Annotated in this window: 15 protein-coding genes; 10 read left to right on the top strand and 5 right to left on the bottom strand. The window is 43.5% G+C overall.

Going from position 1 to position 18,215, the window contains the following annotated elements; all coding sequences use genetic code 11:
* Positions 1 to 17: 17 nt before the first annotated feature.
* The 6 genes from ASG85_RS33645 to ASG85_RS33620 all read left to right on the top strand — a co-directional run bounded on the left by ASG85_RS33645 (position 18) and on the right by ASG85_RS33620 (position 8,894).
* On the top strand, positions 18 to 1,850 hold the full coding sequence (locus ASG85_RS33645; protein ID WP_060649135.1) for a sensor histidine kinase: 1,833 nt from the start codon (positions 18 to 20) through the stop codon (positions 1,848 to 1,850).
* Between the two features lie 127 nt (positions 1,851 to 1,977).
* Positions 1,978 to 2,943, top strand: a complete 966-nt coding sequence (locus ASG85_RS33640; protein WP_082588338.1) for an ABC transporter permease — start codon at positions 1,978 to 1,980, stop codon at positions 2,941 to 2,943.
* A 12-nt stretch (positions 2,944 to 2,955) separates the two neighbouring features.
* Positions 2,956 to 3,831: a carbohydrate ABC transporter permease gene (locus ASG85_RS33635; protein ID WP_060649134.1), complete on the top strand. Its 876-nt coding sequence runs from the start codon at positions 2,956 to 2,958 to the stop codon at positions 3,829 to 3,831.
* 77 nt (positions 3,832 to 3,908) lie between these two features.
* Positions 3,909 to 5,459 carry an extracellular solute-binding protein gene (locus tag ASG85_RS33630; protein WP_063860463.1) on the top strand — a complete coding sequence of 517 codons (1,551 nt, stop codon included), beginning with the start codon at positions 3,909 to 3,911 and terminating at the stop codon, positions 5,457 to 5,459.
* Between the two features lie 520 nt (positions 5,460 to 5,979).
* A complete protein-coding gene (locus tag ASG85_RS33625; protein ID WP_156397032.1) occupies positions 5,980 to 7,815 on the top strand; it encodes a hypothetical protein in 1,836 nt (611 codons plus the stop codon).
* A gap of 107 nt (positions 7,816 to 7,922) precedes the next feature.
* On the top strand, positions 7,923 to 8,894 hold the full coding sequence (locus ASG85_RS33620; RefSeq protein WP_060649132.1) for an aldo/keto reductase: 972 nt from the start codon (positions 7,923 to 7,925) through the stop codon (positions 8,892 to 8,894).
* A gap of 72 nt (positions 8,895 to 8,966) precedes the next feature.
* Here ASG85_RS33620 and ASG85_RS33615 read toward each other — a convergent pair whose 3' ends face one another.
* The 4 genes from ASG85_RS33615 to ASG85_RS33600 are packed head-to-tail and all read right to left on the bottom strand — an operon-like array spanning position 8,967 to position 12,700.
* Positions 8,967 to 9,977: a FecCD family ABC transporter permease gene (locus ASG85_RS33615; protein ID WP_060649131.1), complete on the bottom strand. Its 1,011-nt coding sequence runs from the start codon at positions 9,975 to 9,977 to the stop codon at positions 8,967 to 8,969.
* On the bottom strand, positions 9,974 to 10,984 hold the full coding sequence (locus ASG85_RS33610; protein ID WP_060649130.1) for a FecCD family ABC transporter permease: 1,011 nt from the start codon (positions 10,982 to 10,984) through the stop codon (positions 9,974 to 9,976). Before ASG85_RS33610 ends, ASG85_RS33615 begins: the two co-directional genes overlap by 4 nt.
* A complete protein-coding gene (locus ASG85_RS33605) occupies positions 10,981 to 11,904 on the bottom strand; it encodes an iron-hydroxamate ABC transporter substrate-binding protein (protein WP_060649129.1) in 924 nt (307 codons plus the stop codon). The genes ASG85_RS33610 and ASG85_RS33605 overlap by 4 nt, the downstream gene beginning before the upstream one ends.
* A complete protein-coding gene (locus tag ASG85_RS33600; protein WP_060649128.1) occupies positions 11,855 to 12,700 on the bottom strand; it encodes an ABC transporter ATP-binding protein in 846 nt (281 codons plus the stop codon). The genes ASG85_RS33605 and ASG85_RS33600 overlap by 50 nt, the downstream gene beginning before the upstream one ends.
* Positions 12,701 to 12,896: 196 nt before the next feature.
* On the opposite strand from ASG85_RS33600, the gene ASG85_RS33595 reads away from it, so the two are divergent.
* Together ASG85_RS33595 and ASG85_RS33590 are read left to right on the top strand one after the other, a co-directional pair.
* On the top strand, positions 12,897 to 13,946 hold the full coding sequence (locus ASG85_RS33595; protein ID WP_060649127.1) for an NAD(P)/FAD-dependent oxidoreductase: 1,050 nt from the start codon (positions 12,897 to 12,899) through the stop codon (positions 13,944 to 13,946).
* Between the two features lie 260 nt (positions 13,947 to 14,206).
* The gene (locus tag ASG85_RS33590; protein ID WP_057301980.1) at positions 14,207 to 14,794 is read left to right on the top strand and encodes a TetR family transcriptional regulator; all 588 of its coding nucleotides are present in this window, start codon (positions 14,207 to 14,209) and stop codon (positions 14,792 to 14,794) included.
* 98 nt (positions 14,795 to 14,892) lie between these two features.
* Here the strand turns inward: ASG85_RS33590 and ASG85_RS33585 are convergent, their stop codons facing one another.
* Entirely contained in the window at positions 14,893 to 16,233 is a 1,341-nt protein-coding gene (locus ASG85_RS33585; protein WP_060649126.1) for a PLP-dependent aminotransferase family protein, read from the bottom strand.
* A 149-nt stretch (positions 16,234 to 16,382) separates the two neighbouring features.
* Here ASG85_RS33585 and ASG85_RS33580 point away from each other — a divergent pair, with 149 nt between their 5' ends.
* Both ASG85_RS33580 and ASG85_RS33575 read left to right on the top strand, forming a co-directional pair.
* A complete protein-coding gene (locus tag ASG85_RS33580) occupies positions 16,383 to 17,333 on the top strand; it encodes a DMT family transporter (protein WP_060649125.1) in 951 nt (316 codons plus the stop codon).
* A gap of 256 nt (positions 17,334 to 17,589) precedes the next feature.
* Positions 17,590 to 18,048: a DUF2935 domain-containing protein gene (locus ASG85_RS33575; protein WP_082588337.1), complete on the top strand. Its 459-nt coding sequence runs from the start codon at positions 17,590 to 17,592 to the stop codon at positions 18,046 to 18,048.
* The last annotated feature ends 167 nt before the right edge of the window (positions 18,049 to 18,215 follow it).

Genomic DNA, 18,215 nt, shown 5'->3' with positions numbered 1-18,215 from the left:
GGGGAATGAAGCATCTCATGAGTAGAGGTTGGAACTACGTATCGATGATCTTCAAGGGCGTTGTTGCAGCAAGGGTATGGCTGGTCGCTTACATCGTGTTGATCCTGATTCCTGCTTCTGTATTACTTTATGCTTACTCGCAGAGGTACTCCCGCATTTTGGAAGAAGAAGTAACGCGAACGATGCTTCAGACGCTGAAGCAGGCAGAGATCAATTTAAATCACCAATTCGATTCAGCACGAGATATTTCGAATACGATTCTCATGAATCCTAAGCTGCATCAGTATTTAAGCACCTCAACATCAGATAGTGATCAACTCGATGCCTTGAAGGAACTTCGCATTTTGGTTGATAATGCCAAAACGAATCCGATTGTGTTCCGCGTTCGATTGTATGTTGACGAAACCAAGCTTTTTTCCCATGAGAGAGTGAATTTCTTTCCGTGGGAAAGCATCAAAAACCGTCCTTGGTACACAGATGTTTTGAATGCCAATGGCAATCTCGTCTGGACGGGAGCTTACTTGGAAAACTTTCTTGATGATGTACAGAGCTCCCGCTATATTTTCTCGGGTATCAGAGTGCTGCGGGATCCGGATAATTACGATCATTTGTCAGGTGTTCTATCTGTTGAAGTCGCTGCTAAAACCATAGATAATATCCTATCCAATATCGAGTTGAACAAAGAGCAAAATGTATTCATGGTCGCACCGGGTGGCACCGTCGTCTTGCACAACGACAAATCCTTGCTTGGGACGAAGCTGAAATCCAGCGCCGTGCTTAGCGCTATAGAACAAAAGAATGAGGGCGTATCTGCCATCACGGAGGACAACACCCAGCAATATGTCGTCTATACGACGATCGGCTCGACGGGCTGGAAGTTGGTTGCGGAAGTGCCGAAGAATGGCATTAGCTCCCGTGCGGCCTCGTTGAATCAATTCTCCAGTGTGGCTACTTTGTCAGGTATAACGATACTGTTCCTCATTCTTGTTTTTATTCTGATTGCTTTTATCGTGCGCGGAATGAATCGTAAAGTGCAGACGGTGATAAGAGCCATAAAACGAGAAGGCATGGAGGGGCTGGATGAACGGAGCGGAACGTCGGAAGGCGATTTTAACCTGCTAGAAAAAAGCGTCGACCATCTGATCCATAGGGTCCGAGATTTAATGGAAGAGACCTATACATCGAAGGTGCAGGAGCGTGAAGCGCAGCTTCGGGCTTTGCAAGCGCAGATTAATCCTCACTTCTTGTACAATACCCTAGATACGATCAACTGGATTGCAATTGGACATAATGCTCACGATATTAGCCAGATGATCGATGGTTTGGCCAAATATTTCAGGTTAAGCTTAAACAAGGGCAGAGATTTGGTCAGTGTGACCGATGAGCTTAATTTAGCCAAGGTTTACTTGGAAATTCAACAAACACGGTTTCCGAAAAGCTTTGAGACTCATTTTGATATTGAAGAAGGCTTGGATGATATCGAAATGCCGAAGCTTACACTGCAGCCCATTGTGGAAAATGCCCTTTTGCACGGGATAAGAAAATCAAAGGGCAAGACAGGATCTATTGTGATCAAAGCTAGACAAGAAGAGGGGGTTCTGATCATATCCGTCACGGATGACGGCATCGGCATGGAGCCAGAGCTTGTGCAAAGTCTGCTGACAGAGCCACGTCCCACCATGAGATCAGATGGTTCAGGAAGCTCGTATGGGTTGTACAATGTGAATGAAAGAATCAAGCTGTTCGCAGGAGATGACTATGGACTGGAGCTTCACTCCACGCTCGGAGAGGGGACCATTGTTACGGTTCGAATGACATATAAACGTTCATCAGATAAGCCGCCTCTATAAGAAAGAGGTCGGCTTTTTGTTTGCTTAAATACCATACGATTGCACCAGAAACAGAAATATTACCATCTACAAGTCGTTTCAGGGCACCTATATAATGAACCTATAAGAACACGGAGGTGAGCCTTACATGAGTGTTACACTAACAGAGCTTGAACAACAAAAAGCTCACACCAAGCCCAAAACAAAAGGTAGTGGCCGTTGGAAGCTGATTCTAACCAATTATGATTTATATCTATTATTAGTGCCTGGATTACTCGTTCTGTTTGTATTCAAATATGCGCCTATGTATGGGATTATTATCGCTTTTCAAGACTTCAACATTTTTGATGGATTTGCCGGAAGTAAATGGGTGGGGCTGGATCAATTCGAGAAGCTCATACATTCCGAAGAGTTTTATCAGGTTTTCATGAATACTTTGTTGATCAGCATTTACAAGATTGTGCTACTTTTTCCGGTACCGATTATCATCGCTCTTTTCTTGAATGAGGTTCGAAAGGCTTTTTTCAAGAAGACGATTCAAACCATTATTTTTCTACCGCATTTCTTATCGTGGGTGATCATTTCTGGGTTGTTTATTAATATCCTGTCCCCATCAGGCGGTTTAGTGAACAATATGATTCAGTGGTTCGGTGGGACGCCGATTTCCTTCTTTCTGGACAACCAATTCTTCCGAAGTGTAGTGGTATTTACGGCAGGTTGGAAGGAATCAGGCTGGAATGCGATTATCTTTATCGCAGCCATTGCAGGTATCGAGCAGGAGCAATATGAAGCTGCTTCCATTGACGGAGCAGGACGCATGAAACAAATGTTCCACATTACTTTGCCAGGTATTATGCCAACGATCATTCTCATCTTAATTTTACGCATGGGGTACTTGCTTGAAGCGGGTACGGAGCAAATATTGACCATGTACAATTCTGTTGTATATCAGTCCGGTGATGTCATCGGTACGTTCGTGTATCGTCAAGGTCTCGGTCAGCAGGATTATAGCTTTAGTACAGCGGTCGGATTGTTCAATTCTCTTGTTGGGTTCATCCTGATCGTAGCTGGTAATGAGCTCAGCAAGAAGCTGATCAAGCGAAGCATATGGTAGGGGGTGGAAAACATGCATAAGAAAACGTTTCGTGATTGGTCATTAGACTTCTGTGTTTATCTTGTATTGCTGCTTTGCGGCTTAGCTACACTGCTGCCTTTGGCCAATATCTTATCGAAAGCCATTAGTGATGAGTCAGCAGTAGTTTCTGGTAAAGTAGGCATTTTTCCAGTAGGCTTCCAGCTAGATACGATGAAATATGTGGTGTCCTCCAGTCAATTTCTTCACTCGATAGGGATTTCGCTGCTCATTACAGTTGTAGGTACAGTGCTAGCGATTCTGGTAACAGCAATAACCGCTTATCCATTGTCCAAAAGGCATCTACCAGGCATTTCGATGATTATGCTGCTGTTTATTTTCACGATGATGTTTAATGGCGGTATTATTCCAAATTACCTGCTAATGAAACAGCTGCATTTAATTAATAGCTTGTGGTCGCTAATGCTTCCAGCCCTCATTAGTGTGTTCAATATGCTGGTTATCAAAAGTTATTATGAATCCTTGCCTGAGGCTCTTGAAGAATCCGCCAAAATGGATGGCGCTCGTAACTTTACGATTCTTTTTCGCATCATACTTCCTTTAAGCATACCGGTGATTGCAACGATTGCTCTTTTCTATGCCGTCTACTTTTGGAACGATTATTTTCACCCCATGCTCTACATTAATGACGCAGGCCTTAAGCCTTTGCAGTTGTACTTGCGCGACATTGTTTTGAATGCCGACAGTTCCAATGCGTTGAACAAAAGTACGGACGACTTGATGAATACATCACCGGAGGGGGTTCGTTCCGCAACCGTGATTGCCTCCATTATTCCGATGCTGCTCGTCTACCCCTATTTGCAAAAGCATTTTGTCAAAGGCGTACTCATTGGCTCTGTGAAAGGGTAATTGTGCATTAACGCTCTGGATTTAAGCATCTAGGGTTTAATGATATAGTAAACACATACATTTAGGGAGGTCTACCCATGCTCAAAAAGCACAACAAAGCTATGCTTTTAACTGTTGCAGCATGCTTGTCCATTTCGTCTCTTGTCGCCTGCGCTTCCAAAAACACGACCACAGGCGGCAGTGCATCCCCAGCCAGCACTGCAGCAGCAACAACGACAGCTGCTGGACCGAAGGCAGAGTTAAGATCACTGCAAATTTGGCAGCAAGAGGACTACAATACGTATCCGGTAGCTAAGTTCCTAGAAGAGAAAACGGGTTACAAAGTGAAATATGATATGCTTCCCCAAGATAAGCCCCAAGATAAGCTGAACATTCTCATTGCCTCTGGAGAATCTTATGACGTGATCACTACAATTGGTGGGACAGATTTCAAAGCCTTGTATGCAGACTATGCGAAAAAAGGCGCTTTAGTAGATTTAGGCCCGCTGATCGATAAATTTGGACCCAACATTAAATCGTCTGTAGACCCTGAAGCTCTGGAAGCCGCTAAAGTAGATGGGAAATTGTACGCAATTCCTACCAAAAGTATTCCGACCACCTCTAGCAGTTTATACATTCGGCAGGATTGGCTTGACAAAGTAGGAATGAAAGCGCCCACGACGTTGGATGAGCTTGTTGCCGTTCTCAAAGCTTTCAAAGAGAAGGATCCAGGTGGAAACGGAGATAAGAATATTCCATTAACGGTTAGAGGAGATGCGCCTTTCATTGATAACATTGTCGGAGCCTTCGGTATGCCGAACTTCTGGAATAATGTGAACGGTAAGCTGACGCCACGGATTCTAGATCCTGCTTACAAAGATTACGTAAATTTTGCCCAAGATCTCTTTAAACAAGGCTTGATTGATAAAGAGTTTGCCGCTAATAAAGATGCTACCGCTAAAGAAAAATTCACAAGTGGAAGAGCAGGAATCATTATGATGAACTGGTCTGATGTGCCTGTTATTATAGATGCATTAGTGAAAAACGTACCTACAGCTAAGGCGAACTATCTTCCAGCATTAAAAGGTAAGGATGGCAAAGTTGGATTATCTGCAAATCAAGGGTTTGACCGGATCTCCTTCATTCCTAAAGCATCCAAGCATCCTGAGGATGCCATCAAATGGATGAACGCTAAACTTGAAAAAGATACGTTTAAAGGGATGGCCATTGGTGAAGAGAATAAGCACTTTACGTTTAAGGATGGCACGTATACACCGATTCAACCTATCTTTACAGACGAGCGCAATAGAGCGAATAATTTCTTAATGGGCACTGATGACATAAATTATCCGATTTACTGGCAAGCACGTGTACGTAAAGATTTACGCTTGTTTGAAGCTTGGAAGTTTATGAATGTGACGGAAGCGAATGTAAGAGTACTTGATCCATTGGGCTTCGCTCCTTACTTACCTGATTTCTCGAAAAACTTCCAGCAGTTGAACGTGTTGGTGGGAGATTATACGACGAAGCTAATTTTTGGAGCAGAAGCCATTAGTGGTTTAGAAGCGTTCCAACAGAAATTCAAAACCTCCGGTGGAGACGCGAGCGTCAAAGAAGTCAACGATTGGTATGCGACTGCAAAGAAATAAGATGAACATACGTGGGGAGCTTGCTTGCAACACTTGCTGCATGTTCTCCACTAGTTATGTACCGGCATAAGGAAAATATCAAGTACCGTTTGCCAATGATAAAATTGGACTTGCCTGAGTATTATCCGTTCGGGGACGTGATTGATTGATCTGGCCAATTACAACCTAATTTTATAAAAAACCAGCAAACTTTTGCTTTTGAGTTTGCTGGTTTTTTGCATGTCATACGGCACGCTGCCAGCAGAAGGGAATCCAGAATCATAAAAAAACACATAACGATTTAAATTTTCACCATGGAGTCTACGATTCCGCCAATGTATGATCAGAATGAATCGTAATCGGAAATCGTATACGCCCCAGCGATTCATAGGGCGATTTTCATTACTATTAGCTTAGATTAAGTTTGTACAAAGTACAACTTTGAGTTGAGAAACAACAAAAATATGAATCAAGGGGGATGATGACATTGCATCTTGATAGGATAGAACCACATTCAGGGGGCAATAATGGAGATCCTAACGTGATGGAAGTCGTTAGAACATGGTTAGAACACCCAACTCTCATTAGGGAGATCGGTCAACCGGCTCAGCTGCAGCCAGCTGACCTTTTCCCGACCTTACGCGTTCATGTATACGCAGCAATGACGATTAGCGCAATTGTAGAGCTAGAGAAAGGCGATACCATTCGCCTGACGTCACTATCCCTCCAACTCGGGGATGAGGCAGAAATCGCGATCCCGGGTACGGTTGAACGGTTTGGGATGCACATCTTGCGGCTAACCTTCTCGCGTCCCGGTTATTCGGATCTGCACGATGCTTTCTACTTTTATGTAAAGGACCCGTCGGCCATTCAGAACGACCAATCGGACATTGCTTATATAGGGACGAGCGGTAAGCTTGTTTACATACCGGACTACAAAGGAAATCGGATCGCAGATTTTTCTCATGCAGGTTACATGGGCGGCGGCATACAGCTTCCAGATGTACAAACGCAAATGACCATCGAGCCTGGAGAAGGGGATGCGACAGCACGCATTCAGGAAGCCATTGATGCGGTGTCCCAGCTTCCGCTTACGCCAGAAGGATTACGCGGTGCTGTCTTGCTGAGACGTGGAACGTACCATTTGGACGGAACGCTGAAAATAGCAGCTAGCGGGGTTGTCCTTCGCGGAGAAGGACAAGGAGAAGACGGCACACTCTTGTATGCGACAGGTGCAACCAAGAAAAATATTTTAGAAATTGGTGGGGCAAGAGGAGTCGAGCTGTTGGAAGACACATGTACGACGATTACCGATCTATATGTTCCTTCAGGATCGAATTCTTTCCATGTGGCGGATGCGCGTCATTTCCAAGTCGGGGATTCGGTCATTGTGCGCCGCTATGGGAACGACGCTTGGATTCATGAAATCGGAATGGATGCCATAGTCCAACGGCCGATTACCGGCGGAACCAAGATGTGGAGCCCATTCGAACTTGATTTTGACCGTATCATCGTTCATATGGAAGGCAACAAGATAACCGTAGATACACCGCTTACTAATTCAATAGAGCTTCGTTGGGGCGGGGCACGGGTTTTCAAATATAAGGATCCAGACCGAATCGAGCATGTTGGCGTAGAAAATATGCGTATTGACGTCGAATTCGATCCTTCTGTGACGGATACACAAATTGATGATCGGAAGGGTGCTCTTGATCCGTATTGTGCTGACGAAAATCACACAACCAACTTTGCCGTCCTGAATCATGTGAAGAATGCTTGGGTACGTGACGTTACAGGTTACCATCTTGATCATAGCCTTGTCCTTGCCGACTACGGGAGCAAGTGGGTGACCATTCAAGATTGTACGGTTTTGGATATGGTTAGTATCATAACCGGCGGTCGCCGCTACAGCTTTCATGTTTGCGGACAGATGATTTTAGTCCAGCGGGCTTATACGGAAACAGCGAGGCATGCATTCGTTGTCGATAAGTGGGTGACAGGACCGAATGTATTTCTCGACTGCAAATCCTCCACCGACTATAACACAAGTGAACCGCATCATCGCTGGTCGGTAGGCGGTCTGTACGATAATGTGAAGGCGCCAATCGCTATCCAAGACCGCATTTGGCTAGGCAGCGGACACGGTTGGGCAGGTGCGAATTATGTCACCTGGAACACGGAGGGAGAATTGACGCTGCAGCAGCCGCCTACCGCGCAAAACTACGCGATTGGTCACGTTGGTGAGATGAAAAAAGGACGCGCACCGAATGACTATGATCCTCGTCCGAGGAAAGATGGGTATCTGAATGCACTGGGCAAGCAAGTTTTACCGCTCAGCTTGTACAGGCAGCAGTTGGAGGATCGACTCAACACTTAAATTTCACGTCCAGGTTGCTATTTAGTAGTAAGCAAAGTAGTGTTAAGTTGTACTAAATTCTGCGAAAAACGATATCCCTCATTCAATTTGAAAAAAAGGTGAGTGTCATGGAGAAAACAAGGTTACTCCGTAAACTGGGAAGCACGAATTTAGAGCTTTCACCACTTGGACTTGGCTGCTGGCAATTTAGCAATGGGCAAGGGGTAGTAGGCAAGTTTTGGCCTGTGTTGGGTGCCGATGATGTGCTGAAGATTGTTAAGATTAGCCTTGAAGGCGGCATCAATTGGTTTGATACAGCGGAAGTGTATGGTAAAGGACAGTCGGAGCAAATGCTTTCGAAAGCTCTCCGAGATTCAGGGTCTTTGGCGGATGACGCTCGAATTGCTACGAAATGGTGGCCGATTTTTCGCACAGCCGGAAGCATTGTAAGTACAATCGATGAGCGCATTCGATACTTAGATAATCGCACGATCCATCTGCACCAAGTACATCAGCCTTACTCATTCTCCTCTGTAGCAAGTGAAATGAAAGCCATGGCTCAATTGGTCAAAGCCGGTAAAATTCAAAACGTGGGCGTGAGTAATTATTCGGCAAAGCAAATGCGGGAGGCTCACCGAGTACTGAAGGAGCATGGACTTCCTTTAGCATCCAATCAAGTGAAGTACAGCTTGCTAGATCGGCGTATTGAACAGAATGGGATTATGGAGACAGCTAAAGAGTTAGGGATTGCAATTATTGCTTACTCTCCATTAGAGCAAGGAATTCTGAGCGGCAAATTCCATAAGAATCCTGATCTCGTGAAAGGGATAACGGGTCCTAGGAAATGGACGTCTTCTTTTAAACAATCAGGACTTCAGAAATCAAAGCCTCTCATCGATCACTTGGAAGAGCTAGCTGTTCAGTACGATGCTTCTCCAACACAAATCGCATTGAATTGGATGATTAACGCTCACGGAGAAACCGTATTTGCCATTCCCGGTGCTTCTAAAATTCATCATGCTCAAGAAAATGTAAAAGCCATGCAATTTAAGCTTACTGCTAAAGAAATCCAAACAATCAGCGAAATATCGAGCAACTAATCCGATAATAAATATACAGAAAGAAACTGAACCCATAATACCATGGAGCTCAGTTTTTTGTTTTATACAAGGTTATTTTTTCAATAATAAATACATAAAATACGGCGCCCCAATCAATGCGACCATAATGCCGGCGGGAATTCCATCAGGCTCAATCACATTACGTCCAATGGTGTCTGCCATTACTAATAACCATCCGCCAATCAGAATGGCGATTGGAATAAATAATTGATTTCTGGGTCCTACCAAAGCTTTGGCCATGTGCGGAGCCATGAGTCCAATAAAGGCAATTCCACCAGTAACCGAAACGGCCGAAGCAGCCAGGGCAACCGCAGTTAAAAGTAAGACCATACGTTCCTTTTCAACAGATACACCTACGCCGATGGCCACAGGTTCGCCTAGTCCCAGGAGATTCAAACGATTTGCTTTGTATAAGGTAAATGGAATGAGTATGGCTAACCAAGGAACAATTGCCCAAATGAAGGGCCAGTCTGAACCCCAGATACTTCCGGCTAACCATTTTGCAATAAAATCGACTTTGGCTCGTTCAGCAGATGAAATAATGACTATCATGACCCCAGATAGCGCCATTGAAAACCCGACTCCAATTAGCACCAATCTGACGGGTTGAAGGCCAACGGTTCGGTTATACGAAAGTAAATAGATAAAGCATGCCGTAATTAAAGCACCTATAAAAGCAACAAGTGGAAGCAGATAAATAAACGATCCCGCCTTGATAGGAAAAAACAAAAAGAATACGGCAATAGCAACACCAGCCCCAGAGTTAATGCCTATAATTCCAGGATCAGCTAAATCATTTCGCGTAATTCCTTGTAAAATAGCACCCGACAGGGCAAGTGCCATGCCTGCTAGCAGTGTAATCACCATGCGTGGCAGTCGGATCGAAAATAAAACAAACTCTTCTTTGAAGGTACCTTGACCGAGAAGGGTGGGAATCAGCCTATCATAAGATACGGAGGAGTATCCCAGTCCCATCCCGAGCACGATCGTCATCGTAATAAGGATAAGGGAACCATATAACAGCAGCCGTTGTTTTTTTATTAAAGCGGGAGGATGAATCATAAGAATGCTTTTCCTCCTTTACGAACGATGAACAAGAAGAACGGTAAACCCATCATAGCCACAATGGCCGCCACTGGTGTTTCATAAGGAGAATTAATCGTTCGTCCAAGGGTATCCGCAAAAAGCATAAAAGCAGCTCCTATAATTGCCGACATTGGCACAATGAAACGATAATCGGTTCCAACAATGGCGCGAACAATATGAGGAATCATCAAACCAATGAACGCCATATTCCCAACAAGCGCAACAGAGGCACCTGCGAGTAAGATGATGATGATAAAAAGCACGGTTTTGATTTGTGTTGTCTTCTGACCTAATCCGACAGCGACTTCTTCACTTAAGCTTAAAATGGTAAGCTGCCTGGAGAGGAACAGGGAAATCAGTATACCGATCGTAATAAATGGCGCAATGACTTGGAGTTGGCCCCATGAAGTGCCGATCAACCCTCCTGCTGTCCACATGGATACATCTTTTGAAATTTTAAAATAAATACCGATACCTTCCGAGATCGCGTATAGGAACGCAGATACAGCAGCTCCGGCTAATACGATTCGAAGAGGAGAGAAGCCGCCCTTTTTCACTGCGCCAATACCGAATACGATGCTTGCACCAACAGCAGCTCCAATAAAACAAGCAATCGTAATCCCGAAATAATTGGCTGAAGGGATAAAAGCAATCGTAAACGCAAGAGCCGCGTTTGCTCCAGCGGTCAAGCCAAGTAAACCAGGATCAGCAAGCGGGTTTCTGCTCATCCCTTGCATGATGGCTCCGGAAACGGCTAGCGCGGCTCCAACAAAAACCCCCGCAATTTCCCGCGGTAATCGAATTTCGCGGATGATCGATATTTTATTACCTGCGGCATGTGAAGTGAGGGCCAGCCAGACAATTTTGACGGTAACATCTGCGGCCCCAAATACCATAGAAATAATAAACATACCCACAAAGACTACAAGTCCGGCAATCAGTTTATAAACGAATGGGATGAACCGTTGATGTTCCGTAATCATTTACTACCTAAGTTTTTAACAAAGAAATCGAGTTGGTATTCTAATGTCTGTGGATCATTGAAGTAGAACTCTTTTGCATTGACTTCAAATACTTGTTTGTTTTTAACAGCTGGAATGTTTTTGTAGGTATCGGTTTGTTGGAACGAATTATCTGTGTCTGGGTTCTTACTAAAGATAACATAGTCACTTGCATACTCCGGAAGAACTTCCAAAGACAAGGCATAATAACCGGCTTTTAAAGCCATTTCTTTGACTTTTTTAGGCATTTCTAGCTTCATTTCTTGGTAAAGAATTTCGGTGCCACGACCCCAGTTATTTCCGAAGACGTAAAGCTGTTTGTCGAAATTTTCAACAACAGAAATCGTTTTGTCCGCTCCAATCTTCGCTTTAATGTCTTCTCCGGCTTTCTGCGCCCGTTTTTTAAAGTCAGTAATCCAAGCTAGCGCTTCTTTTTCTTTATTTAAAAGTTTGCCAATTTCTAAGTGCTGGGCTAAATAATCTACCTTTCCGTATGTATACGTTACTGTAGGAGCAATTTGCTTTAATTTATCCACGTTTTTAATGCTGGATAGCCCAATGATTAAATCCGGTTTTAATTCAATCAGTTTTTCTAGACTTTCATCGGATACTTCTTGCGCAGCTTTTAGTGTTGTTTCGAAGCGCGGGTTCATTTTAGACCATGAATCGACACCAACAAGATTGACTTTTAGAGCCATTACATTTCCTGCAAAAGATGAAAGGACAACGACGCGCTGAGGATTGGCCGGAACTTCGACAGGTCCATTTTCAGATTGGTAGGTGATGGTTGTTGGTTTGTTTTCAGCTTTCGCTGCGTTTTTCTCTGTTTGGGTTGTTTGGCTGCTGCAAGCACTAAGAGCTAATGAGATGAAGAGCAGGAACGGAATGAGTCGTTTGTTCATTTTGGTTATCTCCCTTTAATAAATTGTAGGTGACGCACATGGGTTTATTTGTTCGAGGGTCTCGCCCGATTTCAGCATCAATGTGAAAAACTTTCTTGAGCACTTCATGATTCATCACTTCTTCGCAAGTGCCAGCTTTCACGATTTCACCATCTTTAAGAGCGATGATATAATCGGCAAAACGAGCCGCTTGATTTAAATCATGTAGGACCATGACAATCGTGCGTTCCTGTTCCCTATTTAGCTTTTGCAAAAGCTCTAGAACCTCTAATTGATGTGCCAAATCTAAATAGGTGGTAGGTTCGTCAAGGAAGATAATCTCCGTTTCTTGTGCAAGCGCCATGGCAATCCAAACGCGTTGGCGTTGTCCTCCGGATAGTGCATCTACAGGACGGAACTTAAAGTCGAGGGTACCTGTAACTTCAAGCGCCCAGTCGATCACTTCATAGTCCCTTTTCGATAAGCGCCCAAAGCCCGTTTGATAAGGAAAGCGACCATAGGAGACTAACTCACCGACGGTTAAACCACTTGCACTTTCGGGCGCTTGTGGAAGAATCGCCATTTTTCTAGCGAGTATCTTTGTATGTTCTTTGGCAATATGTTCGCCATCTAGAACGATTGAACCCGATTGATGGGAAATAATCCGCGTGGCTGCTTTCAATAGGGTAGACTTTCCACAGCCATTCGCTCCGATAATGGTGGTTATTTGCTTGTCTGGAATCTCTACACTGAGATTTTTAACAATTAAACGTTCACCATAACCAATGTTTAGCTGATCTGTATACAGGCGAACCATGAGATAACCTCCATTTATTTCAAAATACGTACCACCCAATCGATGATAATGATTATCAATTTCACTACAATACACACAATAATGCGAACAATTTTATTTGTCAATACCTTTTTTGGTTGTCAAATGAGAAGAATAGACGTATATTTAATTGAGAATGATAATCATTTACGCTTCATAACCAAGGAGTGATCGTGAAATGCAAGAACAGGAATTGTATGATGTGACTGTCATTGGAGGAGGGCCAGCAGGGCTTTACTCCGCTTTTTATAGTGGACTTAGAGAAATGAAGACCAAGCTTATTGAGTATCAAACCCAACTAGGTGGAAAAATACATATCTATCCGGAGAAAATGATTTGGGATGTTGGAGGACACACGCCAATTCCAGGAGTGAAGCTTATTGAAAATCTTGTAGAGCAAGGACTAACGTTTCATCCAGAAGTTGTGTTGAATGAAAAGGTAGAGTCGATCACACGTAATGAAGAGGGGATTTTTATCTTACAAGCTGCTTCTGGTCAAAAGCATTACTCGAAAACAGTTATCGTTGCTGTTGGAGGGGGAATATTGAATCCGCAAAGGCTGGAGATCGAAGGCGCAGAGAGATATGAAGTGTCGAATTTGAACTATACCGTGAAGTCTTTGCAGCATTTTAGAAACAAAACGGTGATCATTTCTGGTGGAGGCAATTCTGCCATTGATTGGGCAAATGAATTGGAGCCTATCGCCAAGAACGTTTATTTAACCTATCGAAAAGAGGCTTTAACAGGCCACGAAGCACAAGTAAAGCAGCTCATGGAGAGCTCCGTTGTTTGTTTCTTCCATACGTCCATAACCAAACTGGTTGCTAGCAGTAATCATGAAGTCATTGAACGTGTCGAACTAACCAACCATGAAACAGGTGAGGTATCGTATTTGCCCATTGATGAAGTGATTATTAATCATGGTTATGAACGTGATACAACACTACTTAATAATAGTGAAGTAAAGCTTGCGATCGCAGATAACTATTACATTGCTGGTAATGCGGCTAGCGAATCTTCGATAGATGGAATTTATGCAGCCGGAGATATTTTACACCACGATGGGAAGCTGCATTTAATAGCCGGTGCTTTCCAAGACGCTGCAAACGCAGTAAATAAAGCAAAGCAATACATCCAACCGGATGCTAATAAGGCTGCCATGGTGTCTTCGCATAATGAAGTTTTTAAAAAGCGCAATCGAGATTTAGTCAAACGAATGATGACCTAGAAACTAAAAACCCCTCCTGTATGAAAAAACCATACAAAGAGGGGTTTATCAACACTTGTTATTGTTTCTTGTTCAGCATGTTAATAATGACGGTTACAGTTTCAGCTCTTGTCGTAGAGCCGCTTTACTTAGCTCTGCCCAACGCTTCGCAATTGGTTTCTTCTACTAAAAATAAAACATAAAACAAAATAACAATATTGTCATTTTGTTTTTGATACTTATTGTGCTATTATGGAGCTTAATAGAGAGGGGGAGCCAACATGTCCAATGATCTTCCACTAACGAAGGAAGCCATACTAGACGCGGCGGAACAGGTGCTTCGGCGTTATGGACCTGACAAAACTTCCGTTGTCGATGTGGCTAAGGCACTTCAGGTAAGCCATGGTACACTTTATCGGCATTTTGCAAGTAAAGCCTCATTAAGAGAGGCGGTAACAGAGAGATGGCTGCACAAAATTATTTTAGATCCCTTAGAAACTATTGCCTCCCAGTCGGGTGGTAGTGCTGCCGAACGTTTGCGCTCGTGGTTTGAAACCCTGATCCATACGAAGAGGACCTATGCAATCAATGATTCCGAAATGTTTACCATGTACGCGGCTGTTACATTAGAAGCAGTTGAAATGATCACTACGCATGTCAATCAATTAATCGATCAGATTGCCCGAATTATCGATGAAGGAATGAAGTCCGAGGAGTTTAAATCCGTTGATTCTAACGTAACTGCAAAAGCTATTTTTATTGCTACTTCGCGTTTTCATCATCCTGCACATGCGAAAGAGTGGTCATCAGACACGATTCACCAGGAATTTGCATCGGTTTGGGATCTGCTTCTTTTCGGAATCTCCTAGCATATATGCGTATTAAAGCCCTTCTGATGATATTAATCAGAAGGGCTTTTGCAATAAATAGGTATTTGATTGCCTTCTGGGAGCGAAGGAGCTCCGTTTCATCCAAGCATCCGCTTGATCTCATCCACAATAAGCCGTACGCCGGCTTCGATCCGCTCCTCTGATACTTGCGTTACGCTAAGGCTTAACAAATGCTCAGGATTAAATGCAGGTAAGTAATAAGGTTCGAGGTCCTGCAGAATAACACGCTTCTTTCGTAATCTATCCAACAGGGTTGGGATGTGCAGATGAGCTGGGACGATGATATGAGTGTACACACCCGAGATTGCCTGAGATGGAGATAGGTATGCATTGTCACTGTTTGCAAGCAAGGATTTATTCAGATGCCTCAATCTACGCGAATAAGAATCTCTGATTTTACGCTTGCGCCTTTCGAACATACCACTTTGAATATAAATTTCTAATGCTGCTTGCGAGAGTGTGGAACTATCGATGTCCGACAATTTCTTGTAGTTGCTGAACGTGGGCGTGAGGTCTGTAGGAAGGACGGCTGCGCCCACGCGCAATCCTGGAAACAAAATTTTAGAGTAGCTTTTTAAATAAACAACATGGGTTGAAGCATAAGCGAAGATGGGGTCGGATTTCGTATCGTTTTCCAAGTCAGCCAGATAATCATCTTCGACGATGTACACGTTATAGCGTTTGGCTAGTTTAGCAATTGCTTTCTTCGTTTGTTCTGAATAAGAACTACCGAGAGGATTATGGAAGCGGGGCATTGTATAGAAGAACTTAATATCTTCCGTACGGAATAAGCGCTCTAATTCATCTAGATCAATGCCGCTAACCGTTCTTGTGATGCCAAAAGTAGGGATTTGATAAAGTTCCAAAAGTCTTATAAACAAATAATAACTCGGTTGTTCAAGCAACACCCCTCGTTTTCCATTCGGAAAAGGCATCAAAGCCAAGACGGATAAGGCTTGCTGCACACCGGATGTTATATGTATGTTGTTAGGATTCGCGAACACCTGATAGTTGGCCAAATGCTTGGTCAACACCTTCAATAACGAAGGCAATCCTTGCGGAGTTCCGTACACGAACAGATCGTTCTTATAAGTATCAATCGCTTTATTTATACAATGCTTAAAATCGAGATAAGGAAAAAGCTCAGGGTCTGGAGCCCCCGAAGAGAAATCATAGACCGCTTGTTCTGTAGAATGGATGCCATCTGTTCTCTTCTGTACCGCATAATACCCGCTTTGTGGGATAGAGTAAATGAGATGGCGGCTCTCAAGCTCGGTATAGGCACGTATGACTGTACTTTTATTGCAAGAATAGGTGATGGACAGCTCCCTTATTGACGGCAGTTTTTGTCCGGATCGTATTCGTCCATCCTCAATTCGCCGTTCGATGTCATTGAAAATAAGCGAATATTTATGCATATATAGTTCCCCCGCCCTTTAACTGTACCGGTACAGTTGGTTCGTAAATAGATTGTAGTACGACCGTATTCGTCCTATGCTTATTACCAACAGCCGGCCGGCACCATTACCAATAAAGTACCATAAATTCGTTAGGAAGTGTGGGGAATATGAAAAACCGAAAAGGAATCAAACTTGCCTATCTATTTGCCGTACTCAACGCGGTGATCATTGGATTTTCTTTCTTGTTTGCCAAAATAGCTCTTGATCATGCTAACCCGCTCGATACGCTAACCTTTCGTTTTACCGTTTCGTTCGCAGTCTTCTCCATCCCGGTTGCATTTGGCTTGGTTAAGTTGAATTACCGTGGCAAACCGATTATCAAAGCGCTTCTGCTGGCCACGACATATCCACTAGGCTTCTTTACGCTTCAAGCGTATGGGCTGCTTCATACCTCTTCGGCAGAGGGAGGCATCCTCTACGCATTCACGCCGATCGTAACGATGGTGTTTGCTTCCTTGTTTCTGAAGGAAAGAACAAACGTCTTCCAGAAACTATCGATTTTCCTCTCTGTATTCGGCGTTCTGTTTATTTTCATCATGAAAGGGAGCACGCTAGATTTGTCAAACATGACAGGGATCATCCTGTTGGTTCTTACTTGTGTGGCTTTTGCTGGATACAGTGTTCTGGCTCGTTCGCTTTCGAAGCAGTTTAGCCCAGCGGAGATCAGTTATTTTATGCTCGGTATAGGATTTGCTACCTTTCTTGTTGTTTCGCTTTCGAGTCATGCTAGCGCGGGGACACTTGAGATCTTTCTTTCACCGCTGTCTAACCCTTCATTTATTGTGGCGATACTCTTCCTAGGCTTGTTCTCCTCACTGGTGACGGCTTTGACAGGTAACTATGTCTTGTCCAAGATAGAAGCCTCCAAAATGAGCGTGTTCACTAATTTATCAACCATTGTCTCCATAGCTGCGGGGGCCCTCTTTCTTGGGGAAAAAGTGACGATGTATCACTTGATCGGCTCTGTGATGATTCTAACAGGGGTGATCGGGACGCAATATTTGGGTCGATATAAAGTGGCTTTGCCAAAGGTTAAAGCAGATCGTGTAAGAGGGTAAGGAGTGAATGGAATATGTGAGGACGTAGTTATGTTATTAATGCCCGCGCTGAAGTAGAATCATTCGAGTTCTAGGAATCCTTTCCTAACTATGAAGAGATTCTAGAGAAGCTTCTATATATGCTAGGTAGTTGCTGCCACTATGACGCCACAAGGCGTCTTTTTTCGTTTTCTCTAAAAAAGTAGCTGGGATCGGTTTTTTATCATTAGCTCGTTACATACAATTAGGTAAAGTATGAACGGGAAAGGGGCACGAGATGATGGAACAAACGTTGTTTGAGCATCGATTTTGGCTGCAAATTTTAGGGGATCATGCGAGGTTTATTTATAATGCCCTAGCTCCTGTGGAGCTCAAAGATATTGCTATCGCCCATTCTTACATAAACCAATACGATCAACTTCTTGGTCAAGCGCGAATGAATGAAGTTAACAATTTGGCTCAAATAAACAAACAAGCTTACGATTTAACGGCAAATTTACGCGAATATAAACTGAATCTTTTAGATCGTCTTTTATTCGGCCAAATAAAGATTGGGCTAACCCCTACTTTTATCAATCATATGTTGAATGAGCTTGAGGAGTACTTCAAAATACTTATCGTGCTCCTGGATGGTAAGCCGGTCCATTTGAATTGGAAAAATAAAACATTGCTATGTGTTTGGATTCCATGTTATATTATCACTCCGGCCGCAAGACAGGCTGGTGAAAGTAACTAGAAAAAAACTAGTTGCAAAATAAAAATCAGTATGGTATATTACTTCTCGCTGCTTCGGTAACACGGCAGTGAACGAAAGAAATTGATCTTTGAAAACTGAACAACGAGTGAGTAAGCACGAACGAGAAATCGTTCAAAAAAGAGATTGCAAAATCTCGCTAGCAACGC

This window comes from Paenibacillus sp. Soil724D2 (assembly GCF_001427935.1).
Lineage (GTDB): Bacteria > Bacillota > Bacilli > Paenibacillales > NBRC-103111 > Paenibacillus_E.
The sequence above is the reverse complement of the archived record's forward strand: the minus strand, read 5'-3'. Positions and strand labels throughout refer to the sequence as shown.